Below are 15,855 nucleotides of genomic sequence, written 5' to 3'. Positions count from 1 at the left end.
ATAGTGTGCCTGCAACTCAACAAAATTGCTCAAAAAAAACACTTATGTCAGCGAAAAATGATGGAAAAGATTTAAATAACAGTTCCATTTGCAATAGTTGCATTTTTAACAACTACAACAATTCCATTTCTGATATAGAAGCCTAATTCTGGCTTATCTGCTTCTTCTACTCGATCTTTATTAATAATCACGACATTATCACCAATTCTTGTATTCTTATCGAGAATTGCTCTTTTTACAGTAGTCCCTTCACCTACTCCAAGAGGTGTTCCGCCCCCTTTTCTTAATGCAATCCTCTCTTCAGGAGATTCAAAGAAATCGGCTCCCATAACAAGAGTATCCTCGAGAACCGAGTCACTTTCAATCCTGCTTCTTACACCTAAAACACAATGTAAAATACTGCATGACTTCAAAATTGTACCTTCACAAACAATTGAATCAGTAATTTGAGCATCTACAAGTTTAGAAGGGGGTAAAAATCTAGGTCTAGTATAAATTGGAAATTTCTCATCATAAAAACTAAATGGAGGTTTGGGTTGCTCAGTCAATGCAAGGTTTGACTCAAAGAATGCCCCAATGGTGCCTATATCTTCCCAATAATCATCGAATACATAACTTTTAAGAGTATCGCCTCTCTTGAGGGCCTCTGGAATTATGTCCTTACCAAAATCCGTATAATTAGGAAATTTATTTAGAAGATCGAAAAGAGTATTTCTGCTAAAAACGTAAATACCCATAGAGGCTAGATATGGTTTTTCGGCAGCCGACTCCTTACTTAACCCAAATTTTGAAGTATCTACTGCCATAGCCTTCAACTTCTCTCCAGTAGGCTTTTCACTAAATTCTTTTATATTTCCTACATCATCGGTTCTCATTAAGCCAAAACCTTCTGCTTGAGCTTCATCAACAGGCAAAGCTGCAACAGTTAAATCAGCATCATTATCTCTATGATGTTGAACAAATAAACTGTAGTCCATTCTGTACAGTTGATCACCTGACAATATTAAATATTCATCAACATCCCATTCTTGAAATAACCATTGATATTTTCTTACAGCATCAGCAGTACCTTCAAACCACTTCGGACTATCAGGAGTCTGTTGTGCCGCTAAAACCTCCACAAATCCTTGGCCGAAAGGGCCATTTAAATTATAGGTTCTTCCTATATGTCTATTTAGAGATGCACTATTGAACTGGGTCAATACGTACATTTTTTCAATGCCTGAATTTATACAATTACTAATGGGAATATCTATCAAACGATACTTTCCTGCCAAAGGCACAGCAGGTTTAGCCCTCATTTTTGTTAGAGGGTAAAGTCTAGAACCTTTTCCTCCTCCGAGGATTATGGCCAACACACGCTTCATTCAATCTAATGGAGGTATATATACAACTACTTAAAGTAACTGATTATGGGCATATTTAGAAATTCAAATGGTCAGTTTACAAAGGTATTTCGATAAATCACTGGTAAAACTTAATATAAATCGTAAAAAGTTAGTTATTTTTATCCTCTTCTACCAAAGAAAACAATTTTTCAACGATTTTCAAAGAAACTTGTCTTTCTTCTCTTGATTGAGGACTTCTCAACTTGGTAACAGGCGTATGAAGTATTTTATTAATTATTCCTTTAGTCAGAGCTTCCACAACTTTTCTCTCTCGAGCTGAAAAATCTGGCCCCATTCTGCTAAGTGCTTTTTGCAATTCCTCTTTTCGAATTAACTCCAAATCTGATCTAAGTTTATTAATTACTGGAACGGCCTCTAAACTTGCCCACCACTCTAGAAAAATGATCCTTTCTTCTTCTACTAAAGATTCCGCTTCCTTTGCTATTTTCTGTCTAAATTCTTGATTTCTTGAAACGACCTCTTGTAAGTCATCAACATCGAATGATTTTACAAATTCATGTTGTTTGACATCATTAGATATATTTCTCGGAACACCAATATCAATAAATTTAAGTCTATTACTCAAATTTATTTTTTCAATTTTTCTGAGATCAATAATTGGCTCTTCAGAAGCAGTACTGGTGAAAACAAGCGAAGATAATGATATGTTTTCTTCTAATTGGTTTAACCCTTTACAAACAATCTCTAAATCAGGGAAGTCTTGAGCAAGATTTAATGCTCTATCAATATTTCTATTTAAAAGGATAAGTTTATGACATCCTTTTGATTTTAAATGAGTTATTAAAAGCCTACTCATTCGTCCGGCGCCAACAACAAGAACGTTCTCTGATTCCAAACTTACAAGATTATCAAAACCCTTTTCTTGTCCAATTTTTAATTGAGCTAGTTCTACCGCTGCTGAACTGATTGACACGGCTCCAGTTCCTAAATTTGTTTCGGATCTTACTTTTTTACCTGTACTAACTGATTGAGTTAATAATCTATTAAGAATTGGTCCAGTAGATTGATTCTCTTGACCTAATCTCATCATTTTTTTTACCTGCGAGAGGATTTGTCCTTCCCCTAAAACGAGGCTATCGAGTCCTGCCGAGACTTTCATTAAATGCAAAACTGCTTCTTCTTGTCTGAAGCAAAAAAGATGTGGATTTAAATCTTCAAAAGTAATTCCAGAATATTCTGATATGAATTCTTTAATTGACGAAATTCCAGTATTTTTATCCTTTACTAGCGCATATATTTCCAGCCTATTACAGGTACTTAAAATTGACACCTCTAATACATCAGAGAAAGCTTTTAACGCCTTCAATGACTCTGTTATGGATTGGTCAGGAATACTTAACTTCTCACGCACTTCAACAGGTGCCGTGCGATGACTCAGTCCGACGACAACAATATGCATAAAATCAAAAGTGAATTTTTAAAGGCTGATACTCTTAGCACCATCTTTTATATGGACAGTATTTGTGAACCTTGCAGTACTATCTAATGTACTAATTACTAGACTACTTGTTCTAACACAATCCCTTTCAAATTTAACACCGTCAAATAATAATCCATCAGTTATTCCACTTCCAGCGAAAACAACATTTTCTCCCGATGCCAATTCATTCGCTTCATAGATTTTATCTATATCTGTTATGCCCATTTCATTAAGACGTTTTATATTTCCTTCTTTTGTGTAATCAGCCCATTCAGAAGTTTGAGCGATGGCTGGATCATACACTAGTTGTCCTTGAAAGTGTCCGCCGAGAGCTCTCATAGCAGCAGCTGAAATAACGCCCTCTGGAGCTGCACCTATACCCATCAAGCAATGTGTTCCAGTACCTGCGAAACCACATGCAATCGCAGCTTGAACATCACCATCAGAAATCGGTTGTACTTTTGCACCACATCCTCGAATCTCCTTAATTAAATCTTTATGCCTAGTTCTATCCATTACAACTACTGTAAGCTCATCAATAGAAAGGCCTAAGCAATCACTAAGTATCTTCAAGTTTTCAGTAGCTGAATTTCTAATATCCACCTTACCTTTAGCCGCAGGAGGCGCTGCTAATTTGTTCATGTAAAAATCAGGTGCATTGAAAAGACCACCAGTATCAGAGGCAGCTAAAACCGCCATAGAGCCTCTTTGATTATTCGCACAAAGATTTGTTCCTTCACAAGGATCTACTGCAAAGTCAACCCCTGGGCCATTTCCACTCCCAACCTCTTCACCTATATAAAGCATAGGTGCTTCATCTCTTTCACCTTCTCCAATGACAATTTTCCCTTTCATTTCAATTTTGCCCATTCGCAATCTCATTGCTTCTACAGCTGCAGCATCAGCTTCATCTTTTTGACCAAGACCTGTTAGTTTTGCTGAGGCAATAGCTGCTTGCTCGACAACTTCGAGAATTTCTTGAATTAAAGTTTGATTCACAATTAAATTTTGAGGATTTTCTTAAAGGTTTTGAGTATGATCTCATAAAAAATGTCATTTTTTATAAGAATTATTATGCTAGTAAGCTTTTTTTAACTCTTTACAGGTGATACTTTATCAGGCCGTGACTTGAAATTAGGAATAAACAACCAAATATAGTATCTTTATTAAATATTTTAAAAATTAAATGACTGAGTCAAATCAAACAATTTTAGCTGGTGTTAATAGACCAATTCAAATAATTCCATCAGTTTTACCAGCAGATTGGGCAAATATGGGGGCATGTGTGAAAGAGCTCGAGGAAGCTGGAGTAGATAGAATTCAATTTGATGTAATGGATGGGAATTTCGTGCCAAATCTCACATTCGGTCCTGAAATGATTGCGGCATGCAGGAAATATTGCGATGTCCCTTTTGAAACTCAATTAATGGTGAGTCAATACAACTGTGAAACCATGCTTGAATCTTATGTAAACGCCACAAAGGGAGCGAATGGTGAACCAGGAGTAGTAATAGCTCATGCGGAAGCAAATATTCATTTGCATAGAGTTCTTGGAAGAATAAGAGATTTAGGAGGATCTCCTTCCGTTGCATTAAACCCTCATACTCCCTTTGAAATGATTAAAAACATTATGGACATGGTTGATCATGTTTTAGTTATGACAGTTAATCCAGGCTTTGGTGGACAAGCTTATATACCAACAATGCTTAATAAAATCAGAGAGATAAGAAACTTTGTTATCGAAAAAAACTTAAATGTCGACATTGAAGTTGATGGAGGAATAAAAGCAAATTGGACTATTTCACAATGTGCAGATGCTGGAGCTAATTGTTTTATTGCAGGTAGTGGAATGTTTGCTTATCCAACATTAAAAGAGGGATGTGATGACTTGAGAAAAGTTGCACAAGAAGCTCAAAAGGGGAATGTTCTTTCTGAACCTCAATAAATATTCTGAGAGATTAACAAATCACCCAAATATCCAGCCATAACTATGTAACCCTATTCCTAAGAAATTAACTCCTAAGTAACATACTAAAACCACTAAAAAGCCTGTAGATGCTAATAATGCTGGTTTGCGTCCTTGCCAACCCTTGCTTATTCTCATATGCAGATAAGCAGCATAAAACAACCATGAGATAAATGCCCATGTTTCTTTTGGATCCCAACTCCACCATGTACCCCAGGCCTCATTAGCCCAAACTGCTCCTGAAATTAATCCGAGAGTCAAAAGAACAAAACCTACTAATATAGAACGATAACTTAATGTATCTAATTCTTCCGAATGAGAAAATTCAATAGGTTCAACTAAATCATTTACAGGGTAACTATTTGAAAGTTTAAATCCTCCTATACCTGTAGAACTACTTCTGATTTGAAGCGGCTTATTTTTATTAATAAACAAAACGGACATAGAAAGTAAAGAACCTATTATTAATGCTGCATAACTAAGCATTACGACGCTAACATGCATTACTAACCAACTAGACCTTAAAGCTGGAACTAAATTGGATGATAATTTCAAATCCTCAGGCAAAACAAAACAAGCAAAAGCCACAGTTAGTAACTCAATAGGTATGGCAATTGAGGGAATTATTGGAGCTTGGTATTCTCTTTCAACCAATAGTTGACCTAATGTGATACCCCAAGTAAGAAAATAAAGAGATTCATACAAATTACTAATAGGAAAATGACCAGAGATTGACCACCTAAAAAGTAATTGTAATGTTATTAATAAGTTCACTAAAATCGTAATAAGTCTTACAGCAGAAGAAGACTTTTTTTTAAAAACTGCACCCAAAGAAAGTGGTAAGTTAATTAATAAAAAATAAAAAACTAAAAGACCTAAAACTGAAACCGGTTCATATATTAAATTTTTAAAAAAATTATCTAGTATCATTTCTAGAAATTTCTCAAGTTTTAATAATTAATGACAAACAAATAATAATTAAAATCCCACTTATATGAGTAAATCTTTAATAATAAAGTTTTAATTTATTTTTAAAAAAGTTTTTCAAAGTTTGAAATTATCTCCTAGATAATACTTCTTGACTATTGGATTATCAGCCAATTCACTTGATGAACCTTTAGCTAAAATTTTTCCTTCACTTAATACATATGATTTGTTAGTAATAAGAAGGGTTTCCCTCACATTATGGTCTGTAATGAGAATCCCCACCCCATCACTACTTAATTTAAGAATTAGTTTCTTTAGATCATTAACAGCTAGAGGATCGATCCCAGCAAAAGGTTCGTCTAATAACAAATATTTAGGTCCCTTTCTGCCTACCGTGAGAGATCTAGCTATCTCACACCTCCTCCTCTCTCCTCCTGAAAGTTGATAACCATAATTATCTACAAAGTTATTCAGATTAAATTCATTAATTAATTGTTCTCTTCTATTTCTAATTGCTGCTCTACTATAAGATGAATTCTGCAAAGCTAAATCTATATTATCCTTAACAGTTAGGTCCCTAAATATACTCGCTTCTTGAGTTAAATAACCCAAACCAAGTCTTGATCTAATTGGGAGAGGGAGATTGGTTATATTTTTTCCATTCATTAAAATTTCACCTTTATCAGGTTTTATATTCCCAACGGCAAGATTAAAAGTGGTAGTTTTCCCCGCACCATTAGGTCCCATCAAACCTACAACTTCTCCTGGATTTACAATTATAGAAACATCATTTACGATTAATCTTCCTTTAATTGAAAGGGATACTTTATGAATCTTTAGGTTCATTTTTCTTGAGATTGATTAGTTTTCTTGTTTTCTTGAAAAAAATCTGGAATAGACAATAATAATTTCATTAAAGATAAAGATAAATTCATATTCATCAAAGAGGTTTCAAAAAAGGCTTATCGTTCTCATTTAATAGCTCTTCATATTGTAATTTCCTCAATAAATCTTCCAAACATTGGCAGAAGGATTCAAGATCAATTCCTAAATCAATCTTAGTTCTAGTTTTTATTCTACCTAAACCCTCTCCAAGCAAAATAGTAGCTCCATTCAAATTACCCTTACTTAAGTGAAACTGAGAGACAGATACTTGTAAAATTCCTTGAATAACTTGTCTTTCGTCTCCATCAACGGAATTCCATATTTCTTCAAAAGCATCATGAGCCTCATACCATTCATGATTGTTAAAAAGATTTAAAGCAGTAAAAAGAGAATCTTTAAAACTTTTTGTACTTTCTTCGTTCATGAAATTAATTATTAATTTCTTTTCTTTTTATTTATTTTTCTCATTCTTATTGAATCAGGTGTTACCTCTAGCATTTCATCTGGACCAATATATTCGAGCGCTCTTTCAAGCGTAATATCAACAGGTGACTGCAAAGTATCGAGTTCTTCTGCCCCTGCAGACCTCATATTTGTCAACTGCTTAGTTTTACATATATTCAACTCAAGATCTTGTGGTCGATTATTCTCCCCAATTATCATTCCCTTATAAACTTTAACCCCAGGTTTAATGAAATATACTCCCCTGTCTTCAGCATTCTTTAATGCATAAAATGTGGCCACACCTTCCTCAAAAGCTATAAGGACTCCATTTCTTCTGGTTTCAAAATCTCCTGTTTTAGGTTTATATTCATAAAATGAGTGACTCATGATACCTTCACCTCTAGTTATACGAACAAATTCACCGCGAAACCCAATAAGTCCTCTTGATGGCACAAGAAATTCTAATTGAGTTCTCCCATCTGAACTTGTCTGCATATTTTTCATTTCTGCTTTTCTCGATCCAAGTTTCTCAATACAAGAGCCAACGGATACTTCAGGTACATCTAAAACCAAAGTCTCAATAGGCTCACATTCAACATTATCAATTTCTCTGAAAATCACTTGAGGTTGTGAGATTTGAAACTCAAACCCTTCTCTTCTCATAGTTTCAATCAAAATACCTAAATGTAATTCTCCTCTTCCTGAAACTGAAAATCTATCGGGAGAATCAGTTTCTTCGACCCTTAGGGCAACATTTGTTAAAAGTTCCCTTTCCAATCTATTTTTTAATTGTCTACTAGTAACAAATTTCCCCTCTTTACCCGCGAATGGAGAATCATTAACAACAAAAGTCATATTTAAGGTAGGTTCATCAACTTTGATTAATGGAAGTGGATGGGGAGAATCGGGACATGCTATGGTCTCACCAATATTGACGTCATCGAAACCAGAAACAGCAACAATATCACCTGCAAATGCTTCATTTATATCAATTCTTTGTAATCCTTCAAATCCTAAAAGCTTACTAACCTTGCCTTTAATAGTTTTTCCGTTTTCTTTAATTAAACTAGCCTGTTGGCCGTTTTTTATAGTTCCATTATGGATCTTTCCAATTACTATTCTCCCTAAGAAATCAGAATAGTCCAAAGTAGTTATTTGTAGCTGAAGAGGCTTGTTGGCATCACCTACTGGAGGTGGAACATGTCTAATAATAGCTTCAAAAAGAGGCATCATATTGTCACTATTAGATTCCATCTCTTCTTTTGCAAAACCAGAAAGGCCGCTTCCAAAAAGATAAGGAAAATCACATTGATCATCATCTGCTCCTAGTTCTAAGAACAAATCCAATACCTTATCAATTGCTATTTCTGGGACTACTCTTGGCCTATCAATTTTATTTACAAAAACTATAGGCCTAAGTCCTTTTTCTAATGCTTTTTTCAAAACAAATCTTGTTTGAGGCATTGGCCCCTCATTAGCATCAACGATAAGTAGACAACCATCAACCATTCCCAAAACCCTTTCTACTTCTCCTCCAAAATCTGCATGTCCTGGTGTATCTATAATGTTAATTCTGGTATCTTTGTAATTCACAGCAGTATTTTTTGAGAGTATTGTTATCCCTCTTTCTCTTTCTAGATCATTCGAATCCATCACGCATGTGGGGATGACTTCATTGTCTCTAAATATTCCTGATTGAGATAATAATGCGTCCACAAGAGTTGTCTTACCATGATCTACGTGCGCAATAATTGCAACATTCCTAATTTCTTTTATCGAAGATGACATTTATAAATTTTATATAAATAGTAGATTAACTTTATTAAGGCTAACTCAAAGAATGCTTATTATGAAAATTTTCTCTTTAAGACTTTGAAAAACATAATCTTATTGAATAACTTAATTTAATGAATTAGATTTATGATTTTCTATTTGAATTTTCAAAAACCTTTAAAGCTTCAATTGACCCCTCATATCTCCAATGCCAAGGTTCATAATCTATAAATTTATTATCTTTGGTGAACGATAACTTGAAATGAAATTTAGCTGCATTCTTTATTAACCACTTAAAGGCATCAGTATTTTCGAATTCGGTCTCAAAGTCTGTTTCTCTTTGAGTAGCATCACCAATATCAATTGCAAAACCAGTACTATGCTCAGAATATCCAGGGGGGGCTGAAACCCTAGCTCTTTCTGAAGCTTCCTGATTTCTAATAGATTTAAGAGAATAGAAGATTTCGTTTTGCAAATTTATTGATCTATAACCACTCAAGAAAACTAAGTATATCCCATTCTTTTTTGCTTCATCCCTCATCTCCAACAAAGAATCACGCATATCAATGTGAACTTGAATATTGGGCTCAATTAAAACTAGCTTCTCCTTAGGAATTTCAGCATAGGGTAAATGGCCCAAAATTCTATGGTCGTGATTTGTCTGAACCTGAACATTTATATTGCCAAGAGATCCTATCTCTATATTTCTGATTAATCGCAATGCAGCCACAGAAAAGATAAGAAAAAGAAATGGAGAAAATACTAATAATTTCTTTAATAATGTTGAATTTGGATTATTTAGGTAGGTTCTTTTGGCAAGTGGTATATCAAATTGATCGATATCTTTGTTTAGTTCCAATATTTAGAAGTGAATTTGGAAAAGATATTTCGATATTAACTATTATTTTAAGAAATGCACTTTTATAAGCAAAAAAGATGTAGTTTTTATATACAGTATTATTTTTTTTTCATATGTTGAGGGTAGCTGTTATTGGTGGAGGTCCAAGTGGTTCATGTGCTGCAGAAATACTTGCTAAAGCTGGAATAAAAACTTGGCTCTTCGAGAGAAAACTAGATAATGCGAAACCTTGTGGAGGAGCTATTCCGCTTTGCATGGTAGAAGAATTTGATTTACCTGAGTCAATTATTGATAGAAAAGTAAGGCATATGAGAATGATATCTCCATCGAATAGAGAGGTAGACATAAGTCTAGATAGAGTTTACGGGAAAAGTGATAATGAGTTTATTGGTATGTGTAGAAGGGAAGTTATGGATGCTTTTATGCGTAATAGAGCATCAGATCTTGGGGCAACACTAATAAATGGATTAGTTACTTCTATTGATACTGGTGATAATAATCAAGGGCCGTATAAACTCTCCTATTCAGATTTCACGAATGGAGATAAAAAAGGAGAACTTAAGGAGCTTACTGTTGACCTTTTAATCGGTGCTGATGGGGCCAATAGTAGAGTCGCGAAAGCGATGGATGCAGGGGATTACAAAGTTGCTATTGCATTTCAGGAGAGAATCAAACTACCTAAAGAAGAAATGAGTTACTACGAAGATCTTGCTGAAATGTATGTCGGCACAGATGTTTCTCCAGATTTTTATGGGTGGGTATTTCCTAAATATGATCATGTTGCTGTGGGTACTGGAACTATGCAAAAGAATCAGTCATTAATTAAAGGGCTTCAAGAGGGTGTAAGAAATAGAGCTAAGAAAAGACTTGTTAATGGTGAAGTAATAAAGGTAGAAGCACATCCCATACCTGAGCATCCAAGACCAAGAAGAGTCGTTGGGAGAATGGCTTTGGTTGGTGATGCAGCAGGTTATGTTACAAAGAGTTCTGGAGAGGGTATTTATTTTGCTGCAAAGAGCGGGAGAATGTGCGCTGAAGAAATTGTTGAAGCATCAAAAAATGGTCAAGTAATTCCATCAGAAAAAGATTTAAAAAACTATCTTAAAAAATGGGATAAAAAATATGGCACAACTTATAAGGTGCTTGAAATCCTTCAAAATATTTTCTACAGAAATGATTCTGCAAGAGAAGCCTTTGTTGAGATGTGTGATGACATGGATGTACAAAGACTTACTTTTGATAGTTACTTATACAAAAAAGTTGTCTCTATGAAACCATTACAGCAACTTAAAATTACAATGCTTACACTTGGTTCTATTTTAAGAGGGAAAGCCTTGGCACCTCTAAAATATAAACCAGTTGATAGTGCTGTCAGGGAAAATAAAGAAGTAGAAAAAATGCTAGAAAATTATTCAATAAAGGGAGGCATTAAAGTTAAAAGTTCAAAAGTGTAAAGTCTGCTAGTTTTAGAGAATAATTTCTAATTAAGCTCAACAAATTGAGTCTATTATTTCTTTTTTTCAAATCATCTGACATTATTAGGACTCCCTTTTCATTATCAAATAAATCCTCGATAGTATTTATATTAATCTCAAACAAATTTAGAAGTTTAAAATAATTACAATAACCTTCCGAAAAAAGTTTTTCTAATTCTCCAATAAATTCAAAAACTTTCAACTCACAATCTTTTTCAAAAAGTTTTGTGTTCACATAATCTCTTATTGAAAGAACGTCTGTTGAAAGATCACTATTATTAGCTAATTTGCTTACCCTAGAAATTACCTTCTGGATTTCAAATAATTTGTCCTTTTCTTTAAAATGCATAATTGATTTAATCCTATATTTAAGATCCACAATATTCAATGCTCTTTGTTGAGATAATTCATCAGAAAAGCAAACGGCCTTTATTAATTCTTTACTTAGTGATATTTCCTCTAGATGACCAACAATTCTTTGAACTAAAAATTCATTTAAATCTTTAAATACTGTTTCTCTTGAGAAGTTTAAATTTGGGAATGCGATTTTCCAAAAATCAATAAGTTCATTAAATAATTTATCTAAAGGCAAATCAAGTTCATAATCCCAAATTATTTTAATCACTCCATTCAAATTTCTTCTTAAAGCATAAGGATCAGATGATCCACTGGGACGCTTACCAGATATAAATATACTTATTAAAGTTTCGACCTTATCTGCTATAGAAACTATTGCACCATATTTTGTCGAGGGCAAAGCGTCTTTATAAAATGAAGGTAAATAATGTTCAGCGACAGCCAAGCAAACATCCTCACTAAATCCCTCATATTTAAGATATTTACCACCCATTATTCCTTGCAGCTCAGGAAATTCGAAAACGATTTCGCTACATAAGTCGTTTTTACAGTATTTAGTAGCTTCTATTATTTTTTTTTCTTCTAAAGAATTATCATTTAAAAATTTAAGAATTTTTTTAGTAACTTCCTCTATCCTTTCTACCCTTTGAAATATATTTCCAAGTCCTTTCAAATAGGAAACAGATTTAAGCTTTTCATTTCTTTCGACTGAAGCAACTTTTTTGTCACTTTCTACAAAAAACTTTGCGTCTGAAAATCTAGCCCTCAGTACTTTCTCATTACCTTTGGCAATATTATTATTTGATTCTTCAAGACCATTTGAAATAACGCAGAAACTTGTACTAATATTTTTTTCAGAGCTTAAATCTAGTTTAGAAAAACTTTTGTTTTTCAATAAAAGAGGAACGTATCTCTGATGACTTTTCATGACTGTTGAGAGAACTTCAACCGGAAGATCAAGAAATTCATCACTAAATTTGCCAATAATTAAATCTGGCCATTCAACTAAATCGGTAAGTTCATTTAGTAATCCTTCTGAAAGGTCAGGTTTAAGATTTAAAGATTTAGATGCCTGATTTATTAAACTTTCAATTTTTTCTTTTCTTTCTTTTCGAATAGCTATTACTCTATTTCGTTTCAATAATTCAAAAAAAACATCAGGATTCTGAACTTCTAAAATTTCATTGATTAACCTATGACTTTTTGTTCTATTACTTATTTTGATCTTTGGATCACATTCATCAAATTCAAAATCAAGAATTTCATCATTATAAATAGAGGCAATCCACCTAATAGGTCTTGAAAATTTGATGTTCCCAGCCCCCCATTTCATAAATCGGGGACCTTGAAGACTCTTTACTAATTTTGGGATAATCGAAGACAAAGAAATTTTTGTTGATAGTCCTTTCTCAATTTTCTTTCCAAATACAAAATCACCCTTTTCTGTATTTTTTATTTCTAGATCACCTACATCTATATCTAAGCTATTAGCAAATCCTAAAGCAGCATTAGTAGGAGTTCCATTTAAATAAGCTGAATTTGCTTTAGGTCCTTTTCTTTCTATTATCTTATCTTCTGCATAATCAACTAAACCTTCGAGTAGTAGAACTATCCTCCTTGGTGTGGAGGTAACAACTATATGTTCGAATTTGATTAACTTTTTATTCAATTCAAATTCTAGTAGAGATTTAAATTGTTCTAGAACAGAATGAGAAAATTTTGCGGGTAACTCTTCTGTTCCTATCTCAAGTAAATATTTAGACAAGAAAAAAATATGACTTCACTTACTATAATTTACTACCAGTTAAATAAGCTTTTCGCTAATGTATAAAAAGAGATATTTTTTGGTCCTTTGATCAAGGTTGAGAAAGTAAAAAAGAAAAAAGAATCTACCAAGGATGAAACTGTTTGTTTAGCAAATGGACTGGAAGTTTCTAAATTTGAAAATTTTAAGAAAGGCAGCCAATTTCTAAAAGAACCACTTGCTACAGAATTAGTTAATGAGAGCGATCATTTTACCAATGATGCAGTTCAGTTATTAAAATTTCATGGTAGTTATCAACAAGATAACAGGGAAAATAGAAGGCCGGGGAAAAGTAAAGATTGGCAAATGATGCTTAGGTTAAGAAGCCCAGGGGGTGAAATTCCTGGGAAATTATATTTAGCATTAGATGAATTATCTGACAAACTAGGCAATGGGACACTTAGGGCCACTACAAGACAAGCCTTTCAAATGCATGGAATTAGAAAGGAGAACCTAAAGGAAGTAATTCAAACAATAGTAAATTCAATGGGCTCCACTTTGGCTGCATGTGGAGACATAAATAGAAATGTAATGGCCCCTGCGGCTCCATTTGATTCGCCAGACTATAATATTGCACGATCGTTGGCAAAAAAAGTTGCAGATCTTCTAACCCCAATGGCTGGCCAGGGTACTTTTTTAGAGCTTTGGGCTGATGGAGATTTAGAGTACACTATAAAACCTGACAAAGATATTGAAGCAATTAGGAAGCTCCAATTCAAAGATAATGTTTTTAGTGGGATAAAAGATGAGCCTCTTTATGGTTCAACTTATTTACCGAGAAAATTCAAATGTGCTGTGACAGTTCCTGGGGACAATTCTGTTGATCTTCTTACCAATGACATAGGAATAGTTGCCTTTACTTCTAAAGATGGAAACTTAGAAGGGTGTAATTTCTATGTTGGAGGTGGTATGGGTCGCACACATAATAATGAAGAGACCTTTGCCAGAATTGCAGATCCACTTGGATATGTTGAAGAACCTGATGTTTATGAATTAATTCAAAGCATAGTGGCTATTCAAAGAGATTATGGTGATAGAAAATCAAGAAAAAATTCGAGAATGAAATACCTTCTTCATAGAAAAGGTATTAAATGGTTCAAAAAGATACTTTTTGATAAGTATTTCAAAAAAGAAATTAAAAAAATCAGAAAAGAACCAGACAATGTTCTTATTGATTACCTAGGTTGGAATAAACAAAATAAAACCTCCTATTTCGTAGGTTTACCATTATTGTCAGGGAGATTATCTGGAGAGAAGAAGAATACAATTACAAGTATTGTTAAAAAATATAATTTAGATTTAAGACTCACACCTAATCAAGATATTTTACTTTGTAATATCGCCAATAAAAACAAAGGTGAAATTCAAAAATCTCTATCAAAAATTGGATACGAAAATTTAGAAAACATTAATGAAATTCAAAGACACGCTTTAGCTTGCCCTGCTTTACCACTTTGTGGTCTTGCGATGACTGAAGCAGAAAGAATATTACCTGATGTATTAAAAAGGATTGAAAATTTACTATTAGATCTGAAAATACAAAAGACAATTTTATTCAGAATGACAGGATGTCCGAATGGATGTACGAGGCCTTATATGGCCGAATTAGCACTTGTTGGAAGTGGGCAAAACAAATACCAATTATGGTTGGGGGGGAGTAAAAATCTACAAAGGCTTGCTAAGCCATTTTTACAAAGAATGGAACTTAACGATTTAGAAAAAACTATTAAACCATTATTTGATAATTGGAAGAGTAATTTAGATATGGATTTCGGAGATTTTATAAATACTCAAGATGAAAATTATATATTGAATTTACTAAATAAAAATCAATAAAATTTAAATTTTTCCATAAAGGGCATTTGCTTTGTTATTTTTCCAAGCCCATAATTGATCACCATAACTAAAATGCCACCATTCATTAGGATGTTGAGCAAATCCAAATTTAGTCATAATTTCCCTTAATAAATTTCTTCTACTATTCCAAATAATTGCTTCTTCATTCTTTATGTTTACATAAAAATAAGGATTTGAGGTCTCATCCATTTGATCAACCATGCTTCCCATTTCAACAAGATTTCCGTCTTTATCTGATAAACAAACATCCAATGCACCTCCGGTTGAATGAGGCGGAGGATACCTATTGTCATAAGAAGGATATGCCCAAAATTTTTCAACTTTTTTTAAAATAGATGGATGCGATTTTATATTTTCAAAAGAAATATCAATATCGTATTTTTTACACTCTAATAAAAATGCTCTTTTAAACATAAATTCCTGGACCTCTAAGGGTCGCCAACTGTCATAAATTAAAAGGTTAAAACTACTCTTTGATATCAAATAATCATTTGCTTTTACTAATCTATTTATGACCTCCTCTCTTAATTTCCAAATAGAAGTTTTATCTTTGTAAGGTGCTCCTAAATGAGAGTAAGGGTGGGGATCTAAAAACTTTAAGCAGCTAGGTATAGCTATTAATTTATCTCCATTATCTTTAATTGGTATTTTATTCCAAATTTTCAATTGAAATTTGCAA

13 protein-coding genes are annotated in these 15,855 nt (G+C 33.4%); 3 read left to right on the top strand and 10 right to left on the bottom strand.

Annotated features, from left to right (window positions below; all coding sequences use genetic code 11):
- Window positions 1-71: 71 nt before the first annotated feature.
- The 3 genes from HA140_RS04085 to glpX all read right to left on the bottom strand — a co-directional run bounded on the left by HA140_RS04085 (window position 72) and on the right by glpX (window position 3,828).
- The gene (locus tag HA140_RS04085) at window positions 72-1,367 is read right to left on the bottom strand and encodes a glucose-1-phosphate adenylyltransferase (protein ID WP_209039843.1); all 1,296 of its coding nucleotides are present in this window, start codon (window positions 1,365-1,367) and stop codon (window positions 72-74) included.
- Between the two features lie 130 nt (window positions 1,368-1,497).
- Window positions 1,498-2,808 (bottom strand): glutamyl-tRNA reductase, encoded by a 1,311-nt coding sequence (locus HA140_RS04080; RefSeq protein ID WP_209039842.1) that lies wholly within the window; start codon window positions 2,806-2,808, stop codon window positions 1,498-1,500.
- 18 nt (window positions 2,809-2,826) lie between these two features.
- Window positions 2,827-3,828 (bottom strand): class II fructose-bisphosphatase, encoded by a 1,002-nt coding sequence (glpX, locus tag HA140_RS04075; protein ID WP_011862804.1) that lies wholly within the window; start codon window positions 3,826-3,828, stop codon window positions 2,827-2,829.
- 187 nt (window positions 3,829-4,015) lie between these two features.
- Between glpX and rpe the strand changes: the two genes are divergently transcribed.
- A complete protein-coding gene (gene rpe / locus HA140_RS04070; protein WP_209039841.1) occupies window positions 4,016-4,774 on the top strand; it encodes a ribulose-phosphate 3-epimerase in 759 nt (252 codons plus the stop codon).
- A gap of 21 nt (window positions 4,775-4,795) precedes the next feature.
- Here the strand turns inward: rpe and ccsB are convergent, their stop codons facing one another.
- The 5 genes from ccsB to HA140_RS04045 all read right to left on the bottom strand — a co-directional run bounded on the left by ccsB (window position 4,796) and on the right by HA140_RS04045 (window position 9,683).
- Window positions 4,796-5,725, bottom strand: coding sequence for a c-type cytochrome biogenesis protein CcsB (gene ccsB / locus HA140_RS04065; protein WP_209039840.1), 930 nt, complete (start codon window positions 5,723-5,725; stop codon window positions 4,796-4,798).
- Between the two features lie 114 nt (window positions 5,726-5,839).
- The gene (gene lptB, locus HA140_RS04060; RefSeq protein ID WP_209039839.1) at window positions 5,840-6,568 is read right to left on the bottom strand and encodes an LPS export ABC transporter ATP-binding protein; all 729 of its coding nucleotides are present in this window, start codon (window positions 6,566-6,568) and stop codon (window positions 5,840-5,842) included.
- 94 nt (window positions 6,569-6,662) lie between these two features.
- Window positions 6,663-7,031, bottom strand: coding sequence for a DUF309 domain-containing protein (locus HA140_RS04055; protein WP_209039838.1), 369 nt, complete (start codon window positions 7,029-7,031; stop codon window positions 6,663-6,665).
- Between the two features lie 11 nt (window positions 7,032-7,042).
- Window positions 7,043-8,839, bottom strand: coding sequence for a translational GTPase TypA (typA, locus tag HA140_RS04050; protein ID WP_209039837.1), 1,797 nt, complete (start codon window positions 8,837-8,839; stop codon window positions 7,043-7,045).
- Between the two features lie 130 nt (window positions 8,840-8,969).
- Window positions 8,970-9,683, bottom strand: a complete 714-nt coding sequence (locus HA140_RS04045) for a M15 family metallopeptidase (protein ID WP_209039836.1) — start codon at window positions 9,681-9,683, stop codon at window positions 8,970-8,972.
- Between the two features lie 113 nt (window positions 9,684-9,796).
- Between HA140_RS04045 and chlP the strand changes: the two genes are divergently transcribed.
- Window positions 9,797-11,137 carry a geranylgeranyl reductase gene (gene chlP, locus HA140_RS04040; protein ID WP_209039835.1) on the top strand — a complete coding sequence of 447 codons (1,341 nt, stop codon included), beginning with the start codon at window positions 9,797-9,799 and terminating at the stop codon, window positions 11,135-11,137.
- Here chlP and glyS read toward each other — a convergent pair.
- Entirely contained in the window at window positions 11,118-13,280 is a 2,163-nt protein-coding gene (gene glyS / locus HA140_RS04035) for a glycine--tRNA ligase subunit beta (RefSeq protein ID WP_209039834.1), read from the bottom strand. The genes chlP and glyS overlap by 20 nt on opposite strands.
- Before the next feature lie 87 nt (window positions 13,281-13,367).
- Between glyS and HA140_RS04030 the strand changes: the two genes are divergently transcribed.
- Entirely contained in the window at window positions 13,368-15,155 is a 1,788-nt protein-coding gene (locus tag HA140_RS04030) for an NADPH-dependent assimilatory sulfite reductase hemoprotein subunit (RefSeq protein WP_209039833.1), read from the top strand.
- 3 nt (window positions 15,156-15,158) lie between these two features.
- Here the strand turns inward: HA140_RS04030 and HA140_RS04025 are convergent, their stop codons facing one another.
- Complete coding sequence (locus HA140_RS04025) at window positions 15,159-15,842, bottom strand: M15 family metallopeptidase (RefSeq protein ID WP_209039832.1); 684 nt, start codon at window positions 15,840-15,842, stop codon at window positions 15,159-15,161.
- Between the last annotated feature and the right edge of the window lie 13 nt (window positions 15,843-15,855).

It is taken from the genome of Prochlorococcus marinus CUG1417 (assembly GCF_017695975.1).
In the GTDB taxonomy this organism is placed as follows: domain Bacteria; phylum Cyanobacteriota; class Cyanobacteriia; order PCC-6307; family Cyanobiaceae; genus Prochlorococcus_A; species Prochlorococcus_A marinus_AG.
This window is presented reverse-complemented; position numbering and strand designations above follow the sequence as displayed.

Bases quoted from the DNA above. Each gene is read 5' to 3' on its own strand.
- HA140_RS04085 (WP_209039843.1), bottom strand. From the start codon at position 1,367: ATGAAGCGTGTGTTGGCCATAATCCTCGGAGGAGGAAAAGGTTCTAGA.
- lptB (WP_209039839.1), bottom strand. From the start codon at position 6,568: ATGAACCTAAAGATTCATAAAGTATCCCTTTCAATTAAAGGAAGATTA.
- typA (WP_209039837.1), bottom strand. From the start codon at position 8,839: ATGTCATCTTCGATAAAAGAAATTAGGAATGTTGCAATTATTGCGCAC.
- HA140_RS04055 (WP_209039838.1), bottom strand. From the start codon at position 7,031: ATGAACGAAGAAAGTACAAAAAGTTTTAAAGATTCTCTTTTTACTGCT.
- chlP (WP_209039835.1), top strand. From the start codon at position 9,797: ATGTTGAGGGTAGCTGTTATTGGTGGAGGTCCAAGTGGTTCATGTGCT.
- rpe (WP_209039841.1), top strand. From the start codon at position 4,016: ATGACTGAGTCAAATCAAACAATTTTAGCTGGTGTTAATAGACCAATT.
- HA140_RS04080 (WP_209039842.1), bottom strand. From the start codon at position 2,808: ATGCATATTGTTGTCGTCGGACTGAGTCATCGCACGGCACCTGTTGAA.
- ccsB (WP_209039840.1), bottom strand. From the start codon at position 5,725: ATGATACTAGATAATTTTTTTAAAAATTTAATATATGAACCGGTTTCA.